Annotated in this window: 14 protein-coding genes; 6 read left to right on the forward strand and 8 right to left on the reverse strand. The window is 71.3% G+C overall.

Going from position 1 to position 17,286, the window contains the following annotated elements; translation table 11 throughout:
- Positions 1-168 precede the first annotated feature (168 nt).
- The 4 genes from ABD256_RS34085 to mce form a co-directional block, all read right to left on the reverse strand.
- Entirely contained in the window at positions 169-3,792 is a 3,624-nt protein-coding gene (locus tag ABD256_RS34085; protein WP_344428694.1) for a BTAD domain-containing putative transcriptional regulator, read from the reverse strand.
- On the reverse strand, positions 3,785-6,913 hold the full coding sequence (locus tag ABD256_RS34090; protein WP_344428696.1) for an ATP-binding protein: 3,129 nt from the start codon (positions 6,911-6,913) through the stop codon (positions 3,785-3,787). The genes ABD256_RS34085 and ABD256_RS34090 overlap by 8 nt, the downstream gene beginning before the upstream one ends.
- Positions 6,914-7,141: 228 nt before the next feature.
- The gene (ccrA, locus tag ABD256_RS34095) at positions 7,142-8,488 is read right to left on the reverse strand and encodes a crotonyl-CoA carboxylase/reductase (RefSeq protein WP_344428697.1); all 1,347 of its coding nucleotides are present in this window, start codon (positions 8,486-8,488) and stop codon (positions 7,142-7,144) included.
- Between the two features lie 253 nt (positions 8,489-8,741).
- Positions 8,742-9,191, reverse strand: coding sequence for a methylmalonyl-CoA epimerase (mce, locus tag ABD256_RS34100; protein ID WP_344428698.1), 450 nt, complete (start codon positions 9,189-9,191; stop codon positions 8,742-8,744).
- Between the two features lie 139 nt (positions 9,192-9,330).
- Here mce and ABD256_RS34105 point away from each other — a divergent pair, with 139 nt between their 5' ends.
- Positions 9,331-10,518 (forward strand): acetyl-CoA C-acetyltransferase, encoded by a 1,188-nt coding sequence (locus ABD256_RS34105; protein WP_344428700.1) that lies wholly within the window; start codon positions 9,331-9,333, stop codon positions 10,516-10,518.
- Complete coding sequence (gene meaB / locus ABD256_RS34110) at positions 10,518-11,501, forward strand: methylmalonyl Co-A mutase-associated GTPase MeaB (protein ID WP_344428702.1); 984 nt, start codon at positions 10,518-10,520, stop codon at positions 11,499-11,501. The genes ABD256_RS34105 and meaB overlap by 1 nt, the downstream gene beginning before the upstream one ends.
- Here the strand turns inward: meaB and ABD256_RS34115 are convergent.
- Together ABD256_RS34115 and pdxR are read right to left on the reverse strand one after the other, a co-directional pair.
- Positions 11,475-11,621: a hypothetical protein gene (locus ABD256_RS34115; RefSeq protein ID WP_344428703.1), complete on the reverse strand. Its 147-nt coding sequence runs from the start codon at positions 11,619-11,621 to the stop codon at positions 11,475-11,477. The two genes, meaB and ABD256_RS34115, sit on opposite strands and share 27 nt — an antisense overlap.
- 46 nt (positions 11,622-11,667) lie before the next feature.
- Positions 11,668-13,053 carry a MocR-like pyridoxine biosynthesis transcription factor PdxR gene (gene pdxR, locus ABD256_RS34120; protein ID WP_344428705.1) on the reverse strand — a complete coding sequence of 462 codons (1,386 nt, stop codon included), beginning with the start codon at positions 13,051-13,053 and terminating at the stop codon, positions 11,668-11,670.
- On the opposite strand from pdxR, the gene ABD256_RS34125 reads away from it, so the two are divergent.
- From ABD256_RS34125 to ABD256_RS34140, 4 genes are all read left to right on the forward strand, one after another.
- Positions 13,052-13,561 carry a carboxymuconolactone decarboxylase family protein gene (locus ABD256_RS34125; RefSeq protein ID WP_425546572.1) on the forward strand — a complete coding sequence of 170 codons (510 nt, stop codon included), beginning with the start codon at positions 13,052-13,054 and terminating at the stop codon, positions 13,559-13,561. The genes pdxR and ABD256_RS34125 overlap by 2 nt on opposite strands.
- Positions 13,558-14,010: a carboxymuconolactone decarboxylase family protein gene (locus ABD256_RS34130; RefSeq protein ID WP_344428708.1), complete on the forward strand. Its 453-nt coding sequence runs from the start codon at positions 13,558-13,560 to the stop codon at positions 14,008-14,010. Before ABD256_RS34125 ends, ABD256_RS34130 begins: the two co-directional genes overlap by 4 nt.
- Positions 14,007-14,756 carry an isocitrate lyase/PEP mutase family protein gene (locus tag ABD256_RS34135; protein WP_344428709.1) on the forward strand — a complete coding sequence of 250 codons (750 nt, stop codon included), beginning with the start codon at positions 14,007-14,009 and terminating at the stop codon, positions 14,754-14,756. Before ABD256_RS34130 ends, ABD256_RS34135 begins: the two co-directional genes overlap by 4 nt.
- 189 nt (positions 14,757-14,945) lie before the next feature.
- Positions 14,946-15,215 carry a hypothetical protein gene (locus tag ABD256_RS34140; RefSeq protein ID WP_344428711.1) on the forward strand — a complete coding sequence of 90 codons (270 nt, stop codon included), beginning with the start codon at positions 14,946-14,948 and terminating at the stop codon, positions 15,213-15,215.
- A 186-nt stretch (positions 15,216-15,401) separates the two neighbouring features.
- Here ABD256_RS34140 and ABD256_RS34145 read toward each other — a convergent pair whose 3' ends face one another.
- Entirely contained in the window at positions 15,402-16,523 is a 1,122-nt protein-coding gene (locus tag ABD256_RS34145; protein ID WP_344428713.1) for a sensor histidine kinase, read from the reverse strand.
- A complete protein-coding gene (locus ABD256_RS34150) occupies positions 16,520-17,176 on the reverse strand; it encodes a response regulator transcription factor (RefSeq protein ID WP_344428714.1) in 657 nt (218 codons plus the stop codon). Before ABD256_RS34150 ends, ABD256_RS34145 begins: the two co-directional genes overlap by 4 nt.
- Positions 17,177-17,286: the final 110 nt, after the last annotated feature.

Consider the following 17,286-nt stretch of genomic DNA (forward strand, 5'->3'; position numbering starts at 1 on the left):
ACGCCGGAGGGCCAAACCTCCATCTCCCACACAGCATCACTTCAAGTACCCGCACCTACCAAACGACTCCTCTCCATGTTCGCGACACAACAAAGCCATCTTTAAACCGCCACCCGTCGTGGCGACCGGCACCGAGACCTGAAGAAATGCCGTTTGAAGAAGAACGAATCACGCTCGCGCGTGCACGACCTCGACAACCCCGTTACGCGACTTGACCCCCAGCTTACCCAGCAGCCGAGCCACATGCGCCTGCACGGTCCGCCGGGGCAGCGCCAATTCCGAGGCGATGTCGGGATTGGATCGCCCCTCCGCCACCAGGTGCGCGATCTCGACTTCCACATCGGACAGTGACGCCCAGCCGGAGCTGGGCCGCACCTCGGGCCGCGCGCGTCCCGCGGTCACGCCGAGTGCGGACAGCCGGGTCTCCGCGCGCCGGATGTCCCATCGCGCGCCGAGCCGGGAGAACTCGCTGATCGCCTGTTCCAGCGCCGAGCGCGCGTTTTCCGGCCGGTTGTCGCGGGCGAGCAGCACCGCGGCGTCTTCCAGCGCCGAAGCCATTTCCAGGTACCTGCCGACCCGCCGGTAGTGCTCCGCGACGTCGAGCATCGGTTCCTCGTCGCCGGAGAGCAGGGCGCGGCACCGCGCGGCCGCGGCCGCCGCCCTCGCGGGGTGCACTTCCTTGGCCGCTTCCTCTTCGCAGACCCGCAGCGCGTGCTTCGCGGTCTCGATCTCACCGGTCTGGAGCGCGAGCCTCGCCAGGTCCGGCAGCCACTGGTGGCGCAGCATCATCTGGGCGTAGGTCGGGTCGAGTATCGGCGCGAGCAGCTCGATCGCCTTGCCGGGCTCGCCGCGCTGCTCGGCCGAAAGTGCCTGTGCGACAAGGAGGAAGTCGCAGCTTTCGCGTTCGGAGGAGGTGACGGGGGCGTACTCCTCGGCGGCGTCGAGGTGACCCGCCGCGATGAACGTCTCGTCGCGCCTGCCCGCGATCAGCGCGGCGACCCCGTGCAGCAGCAGCGCCGCGGGCCCCGGTTCGCGCAGGCCGTGGAAGGTGATGGCGGGGCCGTCCTCGGTGACGGTGTCGAGTTCGACCAGCGCCTCGTCCCACCTGCCCTGCCAGTAGTGCTGGACGGCCGCCGAGACCTGCAGCCCGTGCGGGAGCCGGTAGCGCTGGGCGACCTCGCGCGCCGACCGCAGGGTCGCTTCGGCGTCGTCGAGGCGGTCGAGGTTCTGCAGCGTGAAGATCCGGTTGTCCAGCAGGTCGAAGTGCAGCCCGGCGACGCCGGGACTGCTGTTCACCACCGAAAGCGCGGTGTCCACGTGTGCGAGCGCCTGCGGGTGGTCGCGCCGGATCGACTGCACCAGCCACAGGGTCTGCTGCGCGTGCGCGATCGGGTAAGGCTCCGCGCTGACCAGTGCGGCCTCGTACGCCCGGTGCGCGGCCTCCTCGGCGGCGTTCAGATCGCTGAGGTCGCCACGGCCGAAGTTGGCGGCCAGCGAGCGCCGCCGCTCGTTCCAGAGCGCGGGGACGTCCGGGTCGTCCTCGCCGAGCACTTCGAGCGCGGTCTTCGTCTCGCCGCGCCGGTGCAGCAGTGCGGCGAGGAGGTGCCGCAGCTCGATGGCGCGCACCGGATCGGTGACGACGGCGAGTGCCTGCCGCGCCAGGGTTTCCGGGTTCCGCTGCAACCGGAACAGCACCCGCACCAGCGCGAACAGCAGCACCTCGCGGCGGGGGTCGTCGATCCGGCCGGCGTCCAGCACCTGCTTGAGCAGTTCCGCGGCGATCAGCGGCGCCCGCGTCGCCACCGCGGTGTGGTTGTGCGCCAGCCAGTCCAGCACCCACGGGTCGGCGAGTGCGGGCACCGTGACGAGTTGCTCGGCGACCTGGCGGACCGGTGCGTCGGCCCTCGCGAGCGCCTCCGCGGCCTGCCGGTGCCACGAAACCCTGATGGCGCCGGGAATGCTGTCGTAGAGCGCCTGCCGCAGCAGCGGGTGCCGGAAGGTCAGCCTGGCGCCCGCGTCGATCACCACCCTGCCGGACACCGCTTCGTCGAACGCGCCGACGAGTTCCGATGGCAGCTTGCCCAGCACGGTCGCGACGTCGGACACGGCGAACTCGACCCCGAGCAGCGCCGCCCAGCGCAACGCGTGCTGCGTGCCGGGGGACAGGAACTCCAGGGTCCGGCCGACCGCGCCGCTGACCGATTTCGGCAGGGTGTAACCGGTGGGGTCCTTCAGATCCGCCGCGCCGCCGGTGAAGTCGACCGCATCGCCCTTGACCAGTGCCTCGGTGGTTTCCCTTACGTACAAGGGGTTTCCGGGTGCGCGGGCGGCGAGCGCGCGCAGGCCGGGCCCGAGCGGCGCGCCGATCACCGCCGTCATCAGCTCCTCGGCGTGCTGCTCGCTGAGCGGGTCGAGCAGGAGCACCTTGCCGTCGCGCGCTTCGACGCCACGGCGTAGCTGCGCCAGCTCCGGCCGGTCCGCGGCGGGCCTCGTCGCGGCGACGAGCAGGAGCGGCTGCTGCCTCGTGGCGGCGCAGAGCCGGTGCCACATAAGCACACTGGCCTCGTCCGCCCACTGCAGGTCGTCCACGACGAGCACCAGCGGCGCACGCGCGCACAGCTCGTCGACCATCGCCAGCAGAGTATCCACTGTGGACATGACGGGGTCGCCGTCGTCGTGGTCCCCGGCGAGCGGGCCGTCGGCGGTGTCCAGCCCGAGGCAGGCCGAGATGACCTGGAGCGGGAACCGCCTGCCCAGCTCCTCGGCGACCGCCCAGGCGAGCTGGCAGCCGCGCTCGCCCGCGTCGGCGAGCGCTTCGGCGAGCAGTTCCGACTTGCCGATCCCGGCCTCGCCCTCGATCCACACCGCCCGGCCCGTGCCGAGGAGCACGTCGTCGACGAGCTTCCGCAGCACCTCCGACTCGCGGCTCCTGCCGACGAAGAGCTGGTCCTGCGACGCCTTGCGCCCGCGCGCGACGTGCGTGGGGAGCACCTGCAGGTGACCGTCTTCGCCCGGGGTGAGCGCGGGATCGTTGGTGAGGATGCGTTCGTGGACGCGGCGCAGCGCTTCACCTGGCTCGGTGCCGAGTTCGGCGAGCAGGACCTGACGCGCGCGCTGGAACGTTTCCAGCGCTTCGGTCCGGCGCCCGCCGCGGTAGAGCGCGAGCAAAATGGTCTCCCACAACGATTCCCGCAGCGGGTGGCGCTGCACGACCGTGGTCAGCTCGGCGATCACCTCGGTGGTGCGGCCGAGTTCGAGCATGCTCGCGGCCCGGTGCTCGAAGACGTCGACGCGCTGCCCCGCGAGCCGCGTGCGTTCGGATTCGGCGTAGGGCCCGGGAATTCCGGAGTACGCCTCGCCCTGCCACAGCGCGAGCGCGGCGTCGAACGCCGCCACGGCACCGGCGTGATCGCCTTCTGCGGCAAGGCGTTCCGCGGCACGGCGGTGCTCGTCGAACTCCACGACGTCGGACGTGGCGACGTTGAGCAGGTAACCGGCGCCCTCGGACAGCAGGACGGCGCCAGCGGACCAGCGCGAGCGGTCGGGGTCGAGGCAGCGGCGGAGCCCGGAGACGTAGGTGTGCACACTGCCTTCCGCGCTCGCCGGCGCGGCGGAACCCCATACCGCGTCGATGACCTCCGCCCTGGTCACCACGTGGTTCGCCCGTGACGCGAGCACGGCGAGCACCGCGCGCTGCCGGGCGGGCCCCAGCGTCAGCTCGGCGCCGCCGCGCCAGGCCCGTACCGGCCCGAGCAGCGCGACCTCGAGTTCGGTGTCCGCCGGTTCAGCCATCGGTCCCCGTAGCGGCGACGGTGGCGATCGAGGTGACGGCGGGCGGGGTCATGCCGAAGGGGCGCAGCCTGGTTTCGGCGCGGCGCGCGTCCCAGCGCGCGCCGAGCCGGGTGTAGGCGCGCAGCGCCTTGCGGAAGGCGGCTTCGGCGCCCTCGTGATCGTCGCGTTCCGCCATCAGTACCGCGGCGTCCTCCATCGCGGTCGCGAAGGACAGCGGCGCGCCCTGCCCGAGGTAGTGCCCCGCCGCGGTCAGCACGCGCGCGGAATCGTGTTCGAGCAGGCCGCGGCAGTGCGCCGCCTCCGGTCCCGGGGTCGTTTCGCACAGCATCGTCGCATACCTCGCCCGCGCGCGGTCGCCGGTCTCCTGCGCGAGCCGCACGAGCACGGGGAGCCAGTGGTGGCGGTACCGCGTCGGCTGGAACCGCTTCTCGAAGCTCGCGGACAGCAGGTCGAGCGCTTCCTCGGCGTGCCCGAGCTGTTCGGCGACGACGGCGTTCGCGACGAGCAGGAAGTCCGCGCCCTCGAAGTCGGCGGTGCCGAGCCGCGGCTGCTCCTGCGCGGCGAGGAGATGCGCCTTCGCGGTGCCGACCTCGCCGCGGTGGCCCGCGATCAGCCCGGCGACGCTGTGCAGGAGCCGCACCGAACCCGGCGGCCCCAGCAGGTACGACGCGACCGCGGCGCCGTCGTGGACGACGTTCCCGAGTTCGGTGAGCACGGAATCCCACGAACCGTGCCAGTAGGCGCGCGCGGTCCGGCCGCACGAAAGGTCGTCGTCGGTGACGGCCCGCAGCGTCGGCATCATGTCGTCGAGCAGCAGGCGGTGCAGCGTGGCCAGTTTCGGCACCACGGACACCACTTCGAGCGCCCTGTCCAGCCCGGCGTCCGAGGCGGCCTGCTGGGCGGGAAGGAACGTGGCGAGCAGCGAGCCCGCGGGCATGACCAGCGACAGCAACGACTCGTGGTGCTGCCGCCACGACGACGGCATGGCCGGATCGCGCAGCGCGTCCTGCACCCCGGTGATCGCCGCGGGGATGTCACCGCGGCGGTAGTGCAGGTACGCCACGATCCACCGCAGTTCGGCCGCGCGGCCGGGATCGGTGGTCCTGGCCGCGGCGGAAGCGGCTTCGGCCATCGGTTCCCCGCCGAGCCAGAACCGCAGCCGCGTTTCGACCGTGGTGAGCGCGTCCCGCTCTTCGACGCCCGCGGCGGCCGACCCGGCGGCGAGGCGGAGCAGGCGCAGCGCCGACTGGGGCGTGCGGGTGGCTAGTGCGCCGATCTCGGCGGGAACCCAGTCCAGCACCCACGGTTCGACCGGTGCCCCGGCGGCGAGGAGCTGCTCAGCGACCCGGTCGGCGCGGCACCCGAACCGGGCCATCGCGTCGGCGAACTGCCGGTGCAGCGCCACCCTGACCCCGGCGGGCGTGTGGTCGTACAGCGCGCGCCGGACCACCGGGTGCCGGAATTCGAGGCGATCGTCCGGCGAGGTGAGCACCCCGCCGACGAGCGCCTCCAGCACCGCCGCCGTGGTGTCGATCTCGCGGTCGCCGAGCGCGGCCTCCAGCTCGGTGACGGTGAACCCGTCGCCGAGCAGCGCGGCGAGGCGCAGCACCTCCCTGGTGTCCTCGGTGAGGAAGGTCAGGTACTGCGCGGCCGGGAACACCGGTGACTGGCCGCCCGCGAAGTTCTCGGCGATTTCCTTGACGTAGCGCGGGTTTCCGGCCGCGAGCGCGCTGGAGGCGAGCAGGTCCGCGCCGGGCTCGGCGCCGAGCGATTCGACGAGGATGCCGTGCACCGCGTCGTCGTCGAGCGGGCCGAGGCTGATCCTGGCCGTGGTACTCGACAGCGTCGCGCGCAGGCGTTCCACCTCGGGGCGGCGCGGCAGCGGGCGGCAGGCGCCCGCGAGCAGCAGCGGCAGCCGCCCGGTCTCCCCGGCGAGGCGTTCCCACACCAGCAAGCTCGCGGGATCGGCCCACTGCATCTCGTCGCCGACGAGGACGAGCGGACCGTCTTCGCACAGGCGCTCGACGAGATCGAGCACGTCGTCAACGGCCTCGGTGATCGCTTCCGCGCCGGATTCGGCGAGATCGCGCACGCGTTCGGCGAGCTTCACCCGCCGCGGGTCGTCGCTCTGGAGCGAGACGCCGAGCCCGTCGAGCAGGAACCGCAAGGGAAAGCGCTGCCCGAGCTCGTCCGCGACGGCCGAGGCCACCGGGATCCCGCCGGTACCGGAAAGCCCTTCGGCCAGCAGCGCGGACTTCCCGATCCCGGGTTCGCCGTCGACCCAGACCGAACCGCCCCGGCCGGCGGACACGGCCTCGGCCGCGGCGCGCAGCACGGACAGCTCGGCGTCCCTGCCGACGAAGGACGGGGCCTCGTCGGGGGCGGTACCGGCGAGCATCTGGTCGTACAGGTGGGTCAGCGCGGTGCTCGGTTCGACGCCGAGCTTCGCCACGGTGGTGGTGTGGAAGTCGGTGTAGACGCCAAGCGCGTCCGTTCGCCTGCCCGCCCGCCACAGCGCCGTCATCAGCAGGCCGCGCAGGCCCTCGCGCAGCGGATGCCTTGCCACCAGGTCGAAGAGGTCGGTGAGCACGGTGGCGTGCTCACCGGCGTCGAGCGCGACCTGCGCGCGGAGTTCCTTGGTGTCCAGCCACATTTCGGTCAGCCGGTCGCGCTGCGCGGCGGCGAACGGGCCGGGGGTGCCGTCGAGCGCCTCGCCCTGCCACAGCGTGAGCGCGGCGTCGAGGTTTTCCCGGCGCCGGGCGGTGTCGGCGTCGCGGGACTGCTCGCGCAGCGCGACGAACCGGGACACGTCCAGCGCCTCCGGTTCGAGCCGGAGGCGGTACCCCGATCCTTCGGACACCAGCACGGTTCCCGCGGACCGGCGCGAGCGCCCCGGTTCGAGCGCCTGGCGGAGCCCGGAGACGTAGGTGTAGATACTGCCGCTCGCGCTCGCCGGCGCCGACTCGCCCCAGATCGCGTCGATCAGCTCGGCCCGCGGCACCACGGTGTTCGCCCGCAGGGCGAGCACCGCGAACACGGCGCGCCGGTGCGCGGAACCGAGCGCGATCTCCGATCCGTCGGGCTGCCACGCGCGCACGGGCCCGAGCAGCTGGGCCTTCACCGGGACTGCGCCCTAGATGCCACGCTCGTGGCGAGCGTCATCGGTCGTTCCTTCCGCGATTGTGTGGGGTCGCGGACCCTGGAGGAGTCCTGGTTCGCTCCAAAGTTAGCAGGCACACACCGGAATGGCGCCGGTACCGGCGACGCCTGCACATTTGAGCGCTTTTGACACTTAACAGGCCGACCGGAAGCGCCGGGGTTCGGTCGCTCCCGGTCGCGCTCAGTGGCGTCAGGCCCCGCGGAACCGGTTGATGCCGTCGAGATGCCGTTCGCGAAGCTGCTGGTCCCGCACGCCGAGACCCTCCTCCGGCGCCAGGCACAGCACGCCGACCTTGCCCTGGTGGGCGTTGAGGTGGACGTCGAGCGCGGCCTGCCCGGTCTCTTCGAGCGGGTAGGCCTTCGACAGCGTCGGATGGATGTGGCCCTTGGCGATCAGCCGGTTCGCTTCCCACGATTCCCGGTAGTTCGCGAAATGTGAACCTATTACTCGTTTGAGGTTCATCCACAGATAGCGGTTGTCGTACTGGTGCAGGTATCCGGACGTCGACGCGCAGGTGACGATCGTGCCGCCGCGCCGTGCGGCGTAGACGGAGGCGCCGAACGTCTCACGGCCCGGATGCTCGAAGACGATGTCCGGGTCGTCGCCGCCGGTCAGCTCGCGGATCTTCGCGCCGAAGCGCTGCCATTCCTTCGGGTCCTGCTCGTGCTCGTCCTTCCAGAACCGGTACCCCTCCGCGGAGCGGTCGATCACCAGCTCCGCGCCCATCGCGCGGCAGATGTCGGCCTTCTCCTGGCTGGAGACCACGCAGACCGGGATCGCGCCACCGTTGAGCGCGAACTGGGTGGCGTACGAGCCGAGCCCGCCGGAAGCGCCCCAGATGAGCACCACGTCGCCCTGCTTCATGTCCGCGCCGTTGCGCGAAACGAGCTGCCGGTAGGCGGTGGAGTTGACCAGGCCGGGGGAGGCGGCCTCCTCCCAGGTGAGGTGGTCCGGCTTCGGCATGAGCTGGTTCGCCTTGACGAGCGCGATCTCGGCGAGGCCGCCGAAGTTCGTTTCGAAGCCCCAGATCCGCTGCTCGGAGTCGAGCATCGTGTCGTTGTGCCCGTCCGGGCTCTCCAGCTCGACGTTGAGGCAGTGCGCGACGACCTCGTCGCCTGCCTGCCAGCGGTGGACGCCGGGGCCGGTGCGCAGCACGACGCCGGACAGGTCCGAGCCCACCACGTGGTAGGGCAGGTCGTGGCGCTTGGACAGCGGCGAGAGCTTGCCGTACTTCTTGAGGAACTTGAACGTCGGGATCGGCTCGAAGATCGACGTCCAGACGGTGTTGTAGTTGATCGCGCTGGCCAGCACGGCGACGAGCGCTTCGCCGGGACCGAGTTCCGGTGTCGGTACCTCGTCGACGTGCAGCGACTTGCGGGGATCCTTCTCCTTCGTGGGCAGGCCCTCGAAGAGGTCCACCTCGTCGGCGTGCACCGTGACGCCGCGGTAGTGCTCGGGGACCGCGAGCGATCCCAGCGAGGCGGGATCGCCGGACAGGATGGCCTGCCGGATTTCGCCGAGTTCGTCGTTGGCCATGGCGCCTCCGCGTGGCTTGGGTCGGGCAGCTGGTCTTCGAGGGAACTGCCGATGAAATTACTGGCCGGTAACTAGTGGCACAACTCTACGAGACGAGCGGCACTCGCACATCCGGAAGCTGTACCCGGGCCGTGTTCGACCGGCTGGCACGTCGTGGTCGCGGAGAGCCCGCACCGCCTCGTCGCGCAGGTGCGCGCGGTCGTCCTCGGCGCCGCCGCGGGCGGGGCGGGGGGCGGGGGGCGCTCGCCGTCGGCTACGCGGGCTTGTCCCCCGGCTGGACGAGTTCCACCAGCACGCCGCCGGTGCTCTTCGGGTGCACGAAGTTGGCCTTCGAGTTGGCCGTGCCGGGGCGCGCCTCGTCGTAGAGCACCTTCAGGCCCTTGCCGCGCAGGCCGTCGGCGGCCGCGGCGATGTCGGGGACGCGCAACGCGACCTGCTGGACGCCGGGGCCCTTGCGCTCCAGGAACTTGGCGATCGTGGAATCGGGGCCAAGCGGGGCCAGTAGCTGGATCGCCGTTCCGGTGCCGTCGTCGCCGGGGGCGCGCAACATGGCCTCGTGCGTCCCCTGGTCTTCGTTGACCTCGACGTGCCTGAGCTCGAACCCGAAGGAGTCGCGGTAGAACTCGATGGCTTCGTCGAGATCGGGCACCGCGATGCCGACGTGGTCGATGGCGCTGAGGGGGTGGGGGGACTTCGCATCCATTACCGAAGAGTAAGCACAGGCGGTCCGTTCGCACCGGTTGCGGAATCGTTGCAGCACCCGGTTGTGCCCCTACTCACAGCGCTACGGGCGCGACGAGGACAGAATATGGTGGCACCACGACGTCGCTTGGAGGCCTATTGTGTCCGGTTCCGTGATCCTGGGTGCCGCCCGTACCCCGATCGGTCGATTGCTCGGGTCCCTGAAGGACTTCTCGGGCGCTCAGCTCGGCGGTGTCGCGATCAAGGCGGCACTGGAACGAGCCGGTGTCGCGCCGGAACAGGTCCAGTACACGATCATGGGCCAGGTGCTCACCGCGGGCGCCGGCCAGATCCCGGCCCGCCAGGCCGCGGTCGCGGCCGGTATCCCGATGGACGTCCCCGCGCTGACCATCAACAAGGTGTGCCTGTCCGGGCTCGACGCGATCGCGCTCGCCGACCAGCTGATCAGGGCGGGCGAGTTCGACATCGTGGTCGCGGGCGGCCAGGAGTCGATGACCCAGGCGCCGCACCTGCTGCCGAAATCGCGGTCGGGGTTCAAGTACGGCGACACCGCGCTCGTCGACCACATGGCCTACGACGGCCTGTTCTGCGCGTTCGACCAGGTCGCGATGGGCGCGTCGACGGAGAAGCACAACGTCCGGTACGGGGTGACGCGCGCGGCGCAGGACGAGTTCTCCGCGCGCTCGCACCAGCGCGCCGCCGCCGCGATCGCCGAAGGCCGGTTCGACGCCGAGATCGCCGCGGTACCGGTGCCCCAGCGCAAGGGCGACCCGGTGCTGTTCAGCGCCGACGAGGGCGTGCGCGCCGACACCACCGCGGACGGGCTCGGCAAGCTTCGGCCCGCGTTCGCCGCCGACGGCACGATCACCGCCGGCTCGGCGTCGCAGATCTCCGACGGCGCGGCCGCGGTCGTGGTCGCGAGCAGGGCCAAGGCCGAGGAGCTCGGGCTCACCGCGCTCGCCGAGATCGGCGCGCACGGCGTGGTCGCGGGCCCGGACGCCAGCCTGCACGAGCAGCCGTCCAATGCGATCAACGCGGCACTCGCCAAGGCGGGCCTCGACGCGTCCGCGCTCGACCTGGTGGAGATCAACGAAGCGTTCGCCGCCGTCGGGCTGGTGTCGACCGAAAAGCTCGGCCTCGACCCGGAAAAGGTCAACGTCAACGGCGGCGCGATCGCGCTCGGTCACCCGATCGGGGCCTCCGGCGCCCGCCTCGCGGTGCACCTCGTGCACGAGCTGGCGCGCCGCGGCGGCGGCCTCGGCGCGGCGGCGCTGTGCGGTGGCGGTGGCCAGGGCGACGCGCTGCTCCTCCGCGTTCCGGCTCGGTAGTGCGGGTAGACGTCGGTGAGCTGGTCGATCGCGCGCGTGCCGGACAGCACCGCGCGATCGCCAGGCTGGTCTCGCTCGTCGAGGACGCGCATCCCCAGCTCCGGGAGATCGCCGCGGCGCTCACCCCGCACACCGGGCACGCGCGGGTCGTCGGGCTGACCGGCCCGCCGGGTGTCGGCAAGTCGACATCGACCTCGGCACTGCTCACCGCGCTGCGCAAGGCCGGGCTGCGGGTCGGCGTGCTCGCGATCGACCCGTCGTCCCCGTTCTCGGGCGGCGCACTGCTCGGCGACCGCGTCCGGATGGGCGAGCACGCGACGGACGCGGGCGTGTTCATCCGCTCGATGGCCACGCGGGGGCATCTCGGCGGCCTTTCGTGGGCGACGCCGCAGGCGGTGCGCGTGCTCGACGCGGCAGGCTTCGACGTGGTGCTCATCGAGACCGTCGGGGTTGGACAGTCCGAAGTGGACGTCGTACGGCTCGCCGACACCACCGTGGTGCTGCTGGCGCCGGGGATGGGCGACGGCATCCAGGCCGCGAAGGCGGGGGTGCTCGAAATCGCCGACGTGTTCGTGGTGAACAAGGCGGACCGGCCGGGCGCGGACGCCACCGTGCGCGAGCTGAAGCAGATGATGTCGATGGCGCGGCGGGAGATCAGGGGCCCGAGCTGGCGCCAGCCGGTGGTGCGCACGGTGGCCTCGGAGAACGACGGCGTCGACGACGTGGTGACCGCGCTGGACCAGCACCACGACTGGCTGCGGGCGTACGGCGAACTCGACCGCCGCCGCGCCGCGCGCGCCGCGGGCGAGGTGGAGGCGATCGCGATGCGGCAGCTTCGCGCCGAGCTGGAGGAACTGCGCGACGGGGACCGGCTGGCCCAGCTGGCCCGGCGCGTCGTCAACCGCGAGCTGGACCCGTACGCGGCCGCCGACGCGGTGATCAGCGACCTGCGCCGGTCACGGGGCGGCGGCTCGCAGGGGTGAGCCCGCCTTGGCGCGCAACGGAGCTCCGTGCCCGAAGCACGCGATGCCGATATCGAGCGCGGCCATCCGGTGGTAGGACTCCACGTCCCGCCGGTGATCGGCGACCTCGAAGGCGTCCACCACGTCAACCTAGCCGCGAAAACGTTTGCGCTGCCCGTGAATCCGCTCAGGGCAGGACGTCGGCGAGCAGGCCGAGGAAGGTGTCCAGCGTCGGCGCGAACGCGTGGTCGGCCGGGGCCGCGTACCCGCACACGATGCCCTGCGGCCTGGTCCCCGGCGCGATCCAGGCGCGGTGCAGGGTCTCGATCTCGATCGACCTGGCGCGCGCGGCGGCGCGCACCCGCTCCTCCGTGACGCCGTCCGGCAGCATCAACAGGAGCTGCAGCCCAGCCGAGATCCCCCACGGGGTGATCGGCTCCGGCAGCGCGGCGAGGAGCCGGTCGCGGCGGTCGCGGTACCGCGCGCGGGAGCGCCGGACGTGCCGGTCGTACGCGCCGGAGTCCAGCAGGTCCGCCAGCACCAGGTGGCCGAGCACCGGCGGCCGCCAGCCCGCGGCCGTCAGTGCGGCGCGCGCCGGCTCGACGAGCGCGCGCGGGAGCACCAGCCAGCCGATCCGGAGGCCGGGTGCCAGCGTCTTGCTCGCGGTGCCGACGTAGACGACCCGTTCGGGCGCAAGCGCCTGCAGCGCGCCGACCTGCTGCCGGTCGAAGCGGAACTCGCCGTCGTAGTCGTCCTCGATGACGACGGAACCGGTTTCCGTTGCCCAGCGCGCGAGTTCGGTACGCCGCGACGGTGCGAGCGTGGCCCCGGTGGGGTACTGGTGCGCCGGCGTCACCACCACCGCCGGACTGTCTATTTCGGACACCCGGACGCCGTGCTCGTCGACGGGGACCCCGGCGACGGTGATCCCGTTGCCCGCGGCCACCTGCCGGAACTCGGGCAGCGACGGGTCCTCGAAGGCGATCTCGGCCACCCCGCGCTCGCGCAGCACCCGGCTCATTATCGCGACGGCGTGCGAGAACCCGCCGCACACCACGATCCGGTCGGGATCGGTGACCACGCCGCGGCTGCGGGCGAGGTACTGCGAAAGCGCGCTGCGCAACGCGAACGGGCCGCCCTGCTCTTCGTAGCCGAACGCGGTCGCGGGGGCGTGCTGGAGCACCCGGCGGGTGGAGGCGAGCCAGTCGGCGCGGGGGAACGAGGACAGGTCGGGGCGCCCCGGCAGCAGCGTCCACCGGCGCGCGGGGGCGGGCCGCACGGAGGCGCCCGGTGCCGACGCCGGCGCGCTGCCCACCGGGGCGACCTGGGTCGGCGCACCCTGGCTGGTCCGCAGGTACCCCTCCGCGCGGAGATCGGCGTACACCCGCGTGACCGTGCCCCTGGCGACGCCGAGATCGGCGGCGAGCGCGCGCGTGGACGGGACCGTCGCCCCCGGCGCGAGCCTGCCGTCCCGGATCGCCGCGCGGATCGCCTCGGCGAGGCCGTGCCTGCCGTGCTCGGGGCGCCACCCGAGGTGGACGTCCCAGCCCGGACTGGACCACGATTGTGTCATGGAACTGGACCATACTCGTGTGCCAGTTTCGGCTAGCGTGGACGGCGTGAGTAAGAGAATCCAACTGTCGCAACGGCTTCCGGACGCGTACAAGGTGCTGGGCGGTTTGTACGGCGCGAACGGGAAGGCCGCCGTCGACGCCGGCCTCGACCCGAAGGTCATCGAGCTGGTGAAGATGCGGACTTCGCAGCTCAACGGCTGCGCCTACTGCTGTGATCTGCATTCGCACGACACGCTCAAACTGGGCGAGGACCCGAGGCGCCTCTTCGTGCTCAGCGCGTGGCGTGAAACGGATCTGTTCGACGACGTCGAGCGCGCCGCGCTGGCGCTCGCCGAGGCGATCACGCGGCTGTCCGAGACCCAGGACGTGCCCGACGCCGTGTACGAAGAGGCGACCTCGGTCCTCACCGAGGAGCAGTACCGCGCCGTCGTGTGGAGCGCGACCCTGATGAACACCCTCAACCGGCTCGGCGTCACGAGCCACCGACCCCTGCCGAGGACGAAATGAGCAAGCGAATTCTGGTCGGCGACCCGCAGCGCGAGGACTTCAAGCAGCTGGTGAAGCTGAACGCGGTCGTCGAGAAGAGCGCGAAGGACGCCGGGCTGCCGAAGTTGCTGATCGAGCTGGTGAAGATCAGGGCGTCGCAGCTCAACGGCTGCGCGTTCTGCCTCGACATGCACGCCAGGGACGCCGTCAAAGCAGGCGAGGACCCCCGCCGGCTCTTCGTGCTGAGCGCGTGGCGCGAGACGGACCTGTTCTCCGAGCAGGAGCGCGCGGCGCTGGAGCTCGCGGAGGCCATGACCACGCTTTCGCAGACCCAGGACGTGCCCGACGAGGTCTACGACCGGGCGACCGCGGTGTTCACCGAGGAGCAGTACATCGCCGTGGCGTGGGCGACCGCCGTGATCAACACCTTCAACCGGCTCGCGGTGACCGCCCGCAAGGACCTGCCGTGACGGCAGCCGACTGCGAGGCGCTGCGCGCGCTGCACGTGCCGGGGCGCCCGCTGATCCTGCCGAACGCGTGGGACGCCGACAGCGCGCGCCTGGTCGTCGAAGCGGGTTTCCCCGTGGTGGCGACGAGTTCCGCGGCCGTCGCGGCGGCGCTCGGTTACGCCGACGGGGAGCAGGCTCCGCCGGCGGAGATGTTCGCGGCCGCGGGGCGGATCGCTCGCGCGGTGGACGTGCCGGTGACCGCCGACGCGGAATCGGGCTACGGGCTCTCCGGCGCGGATCTCGCGGCCGCGCTGATCGACGCGGGCACGGTGGGCTGCAACTTCGAGGACACCGTGCCCGGCAAGGGAATCCGCCCGCTCGCCGAGCAAGTGGAGCTGCTCGGCGCGCTGCGGGAGGCGGCCGGTGACCGGCTCGTCGTCAATGCGAGGGTGGACGCGTTCCTCCGCGCGGAGGACGAGAACGACGCGCTGGACGAGGCGGTGGACCGGGCGCGCGCCTACCTGGCGGCGGGTGCGGACTGCGTGTTCCCGATCCACGTGCGCTCCGCGGACCTGCTGAAGTCCTTTGTGGATGCGGTTTCGCCCGCCGCGGTGAACGCGACTTACTTCCCGGCGGGGCCGCGGCTCGCGGAACTCGGCGCGCTCGGCGTGGCACGGGTGTCGCTGGGCACCGGCCTGTGGCGGCTGGCGCGTACCGCGATCGGCAACCACCTCGAAACGCTCGCCGCGGGGAACGACGTCTACTGAGCTGCCGGGCTGATCGGGGCATGCGGGGTCCCCGGCGCCGCGGGTTTCCTGTTCCGCCAGCTCTTCAAGGCCGATCGTGCAAGGTCGGTTTCGGTGCGCACTGGGCTGGGGTACGGATGTCATGTGGATGGTGGGTAACTGACTGTCCACATGGCATCGGCGTTAGTTCAAGACATGGAGGTGTTACCCGTGAAGACGGGCAAGCTCAAGGCCGCCGTGGCGGTGGGTATCGCCGGGATCGGCATCTCGTTCCTGGCCGTCGGTACCGCAGCCGCGAAACCCGTGATAGCAGGGGATCCCAACGGGTACGACACCACGGACGCGTGCATCCACGCCGTGCAGACCGTCCCGGGGACCCCGGGGCAGCAGGGCAGGGAGTGCCTGCAGGGCACGAACGAAGAAATCAAGGGCATGGTTCCGTTTCCGGACAAGTTCTACGTGGTCGACGACGTTCCGTGAGTCTGATGTCACCCGTGCAGACGGGCGAGCTCAGGTCCGATGAGTTCGAGGAGAACTTCTTCGTGGTCGACGACATGCCGGCCCCCCGCTGACCGGTTGTCGTGCCGGGCCGGCCGGAACCCTGGTGAGGGGCTCCGGCCGGCCTTTCGGTTCAAGGTTGCGGTCGGTTCAAGGTTGCCGTCGGTTTCAGGGTGCCGCCGGCAGGGTGACCCGGACGGTGAGCCCGCCTTCGGAGCGGGGGCGTGCGGTGACGGTGCCGTCGTGTGCTTCGGCGATGGCGCGGACGACGGAGAGGCCGAGCCCGCTGCCCGGTGGGGGGTCGGCGCGGTCGAAGCACAGGCGCTGGAACGGTTCGAACAGGGTGTCGGTGTCGGTGTCGTCGACGCGTGCGCCGCTGTTGGAGATTTCGAGCGTGCATTCGGTCCCGGAACTCGCGGTCCGGATGGCCACCCAGCCGCGGGATTTGTTGTGCACGAAGGCGTTGTCGACGACGTTGCGGACCAGTTGCTGCAGCAGCGTGGCGTCACCGCGGACCTTTGCCGTGCTGAGGTCCGAGCGGAGTTCGATGCGGTGCGCGGTCCGCGCGGACCGGTTCTTGGTGAGGTCGTGCGTGAGGTCGGCCAGGTCGACGAGGTCCTTCTTGCGTACGGTTTCGGCGTTCTGGGCCAGCGCGAGCAGTCCGGTGAGTACGCGTTCCTGGTGGTCGAGGTTGGCGAGGAGCTTCTGGCCGAGCGCGATGGTGCCGGCTTCGACGCCTGGCCGCGCGATCGCCACCTCGGTGACGGTTCGCTGTGCTGCCACCGGGGTTTTGAGTTCGTGGGCGGCGTTCGCGACGAATCTGCGCTGGCTTTCGAAGGAGCGTTCCAGGCGGGTCAGCATGTGGTCGAAGGTGTCGGCGAGTTCCTTGATCTCGTCGCTGGGGCCGAGCATGCGGATGCGCGTGCTGAGGTCGTGCCCGGCGGCCTGCTGGGCGGCTGCGGTGACGGAGCGGATCGGGCGCAGCGCGCGCCGGGCGGTGAACCAGCCGAGGACGGCGGCCACCGCCACCACGATCGTCAGCGCGATCGCGCCGGTTTCGAGCAGCGAAGTGCTGATGGTGCCTTGAATGTCGAGGTCCTTGAGGGGAGGCGGGGCGATTTGGGGCCCGGCGACCGCACCCAGTGGTGGCTGGGGCAGCATGGTGGTGGCTTCGGCGCGGGTGACCGGGTCCGACAACAGCATGACCAGGCCGAGCAGCCCGGCGCCGGTGAGCGCGGTCAGCAGCGTGTAGGCGAGGGTCAGTTTGACCCGCAGCGGCCACTGCCTCACGGGATCTGGTATCCGACGCCGGACACGGTGTGGATGGCCGAGGGGGTGCCGAGTTTGCGTCGCAGCGATGTCATGGTCACGCGCACGACGTTGGTGAAGGGGTTGATGTTCGCGTCCCAGGCCACTTCCAGCAGCCGTTCGGCCGAGACGACGGTGCCGTTCGCCCGAAGCAGTTCTTCGAGCACGGTGAATTCCTTCTTGGTCAAGGAAATCGGGCGGTCGTGGCGGACGACGCGGTGCCGTGCCGGGTCGAGCGTGACACCCGCTCGCTGCAGCAGCGGCGGCGTCGCTCGGGTGCTTCGCCGCCCCAGCGCGCGCACTCTGGCGAGGAGTTCGCCGAAGACGAAGGGCTTCGACAGGTAGTCGTCCGCGCCGAGTTCGAGCCCGGCTATCCGGTCCTGCACGGTGGAGGCGGCGGTGAGCATCAGGATCCGCGTCCCTCGCTGCTCGGCGATGAGGGAGCGGCAGATCTCGTCGCCGTGGACGAGCGGGAGCCCTCGGTCGAGTACGGCGACGTCGTAGTCGGTGTCGCGGGCTTTTTCGAGTGCGGCGGCGCCGTCGTAGACGACGTCGACGGCGAGCGCGTTGTCGCGCAGGCCTTCGCCTATCGCGTCCGCCATCATCCGTTCGTCCTCAGCCACCAGGATGCGCATGAAACCTCACTAGCACCGGCGCGCGAGCCCCGGCAAGGCAAAGGTGCATACGCACAACCAAGCCGGACCTTTCTTCCCTCGTGATCATCTTTCGAAATATCTCTACGCTG

Origin of the sequence: Amycolatopsis minnesotensis (assembly GCF_039529815.1) — a bacterium.
GTDB lineage: Bacteria > Actinomycetota > Actinomycetes > Mycobacteriales > Pseudonocardiaceae > Amycolatopsis > Amycolatopsis minnesotensis.

Excerpts from the sequence above, each read along its gene's own strand:
- ABD256_RS34085 (WP_344428694.1), bottom strand. The coding sequence starts at position 3,792 with ATGGCTGAACCGGCGGACACCGAACTCGAGGTCGCGCTGCTCGGGCCG.
- ccrA (WP_344428697.1), bottom strand. The coding sequence starts at position 8,488 with ATGGCCAACGACGAACTCGGCGAAATCCGGCAGGCCATCCTGTCCGGC.
- mce (WP_344428698.1), bottom strand. The coding sequence starts at position 9,191 with ATGGATGCGAAGTCCCCCCACCCCCTCAGCGCCATCGACCACGTCGGC.
- ABD256_RS34125 (WP_425546572.1), top strand. The coding sequence starts at position 13,052 with ATGGAACTGGACCATACTCGTGTGCCAGTTTCGGCTAGCGTGGACGGC.
- pdxR (WP_344428705.1), bottom strand. The coding sequence starts at position 13,053 with ATGACACAATCGTGGTCCAGTCCGGGCTGGGACGTCCACCTCGGGTGG.
- ABD256_RS34130 (WP_344428708.1), top strand. The coding sequence starts at position 13,558 with ATGAGCAAGCGAATTCTGGTCGGCGACCCGCAGCGCGAGGACTTCAAG.
- ABD256_RS34150 (WP_344428714.1), bottom strand. The coding sequence starts at position 17,176 with ATGCGCATCCTGGTGGCTGAGGACGAACGGATGATGGCGGACGCGATA.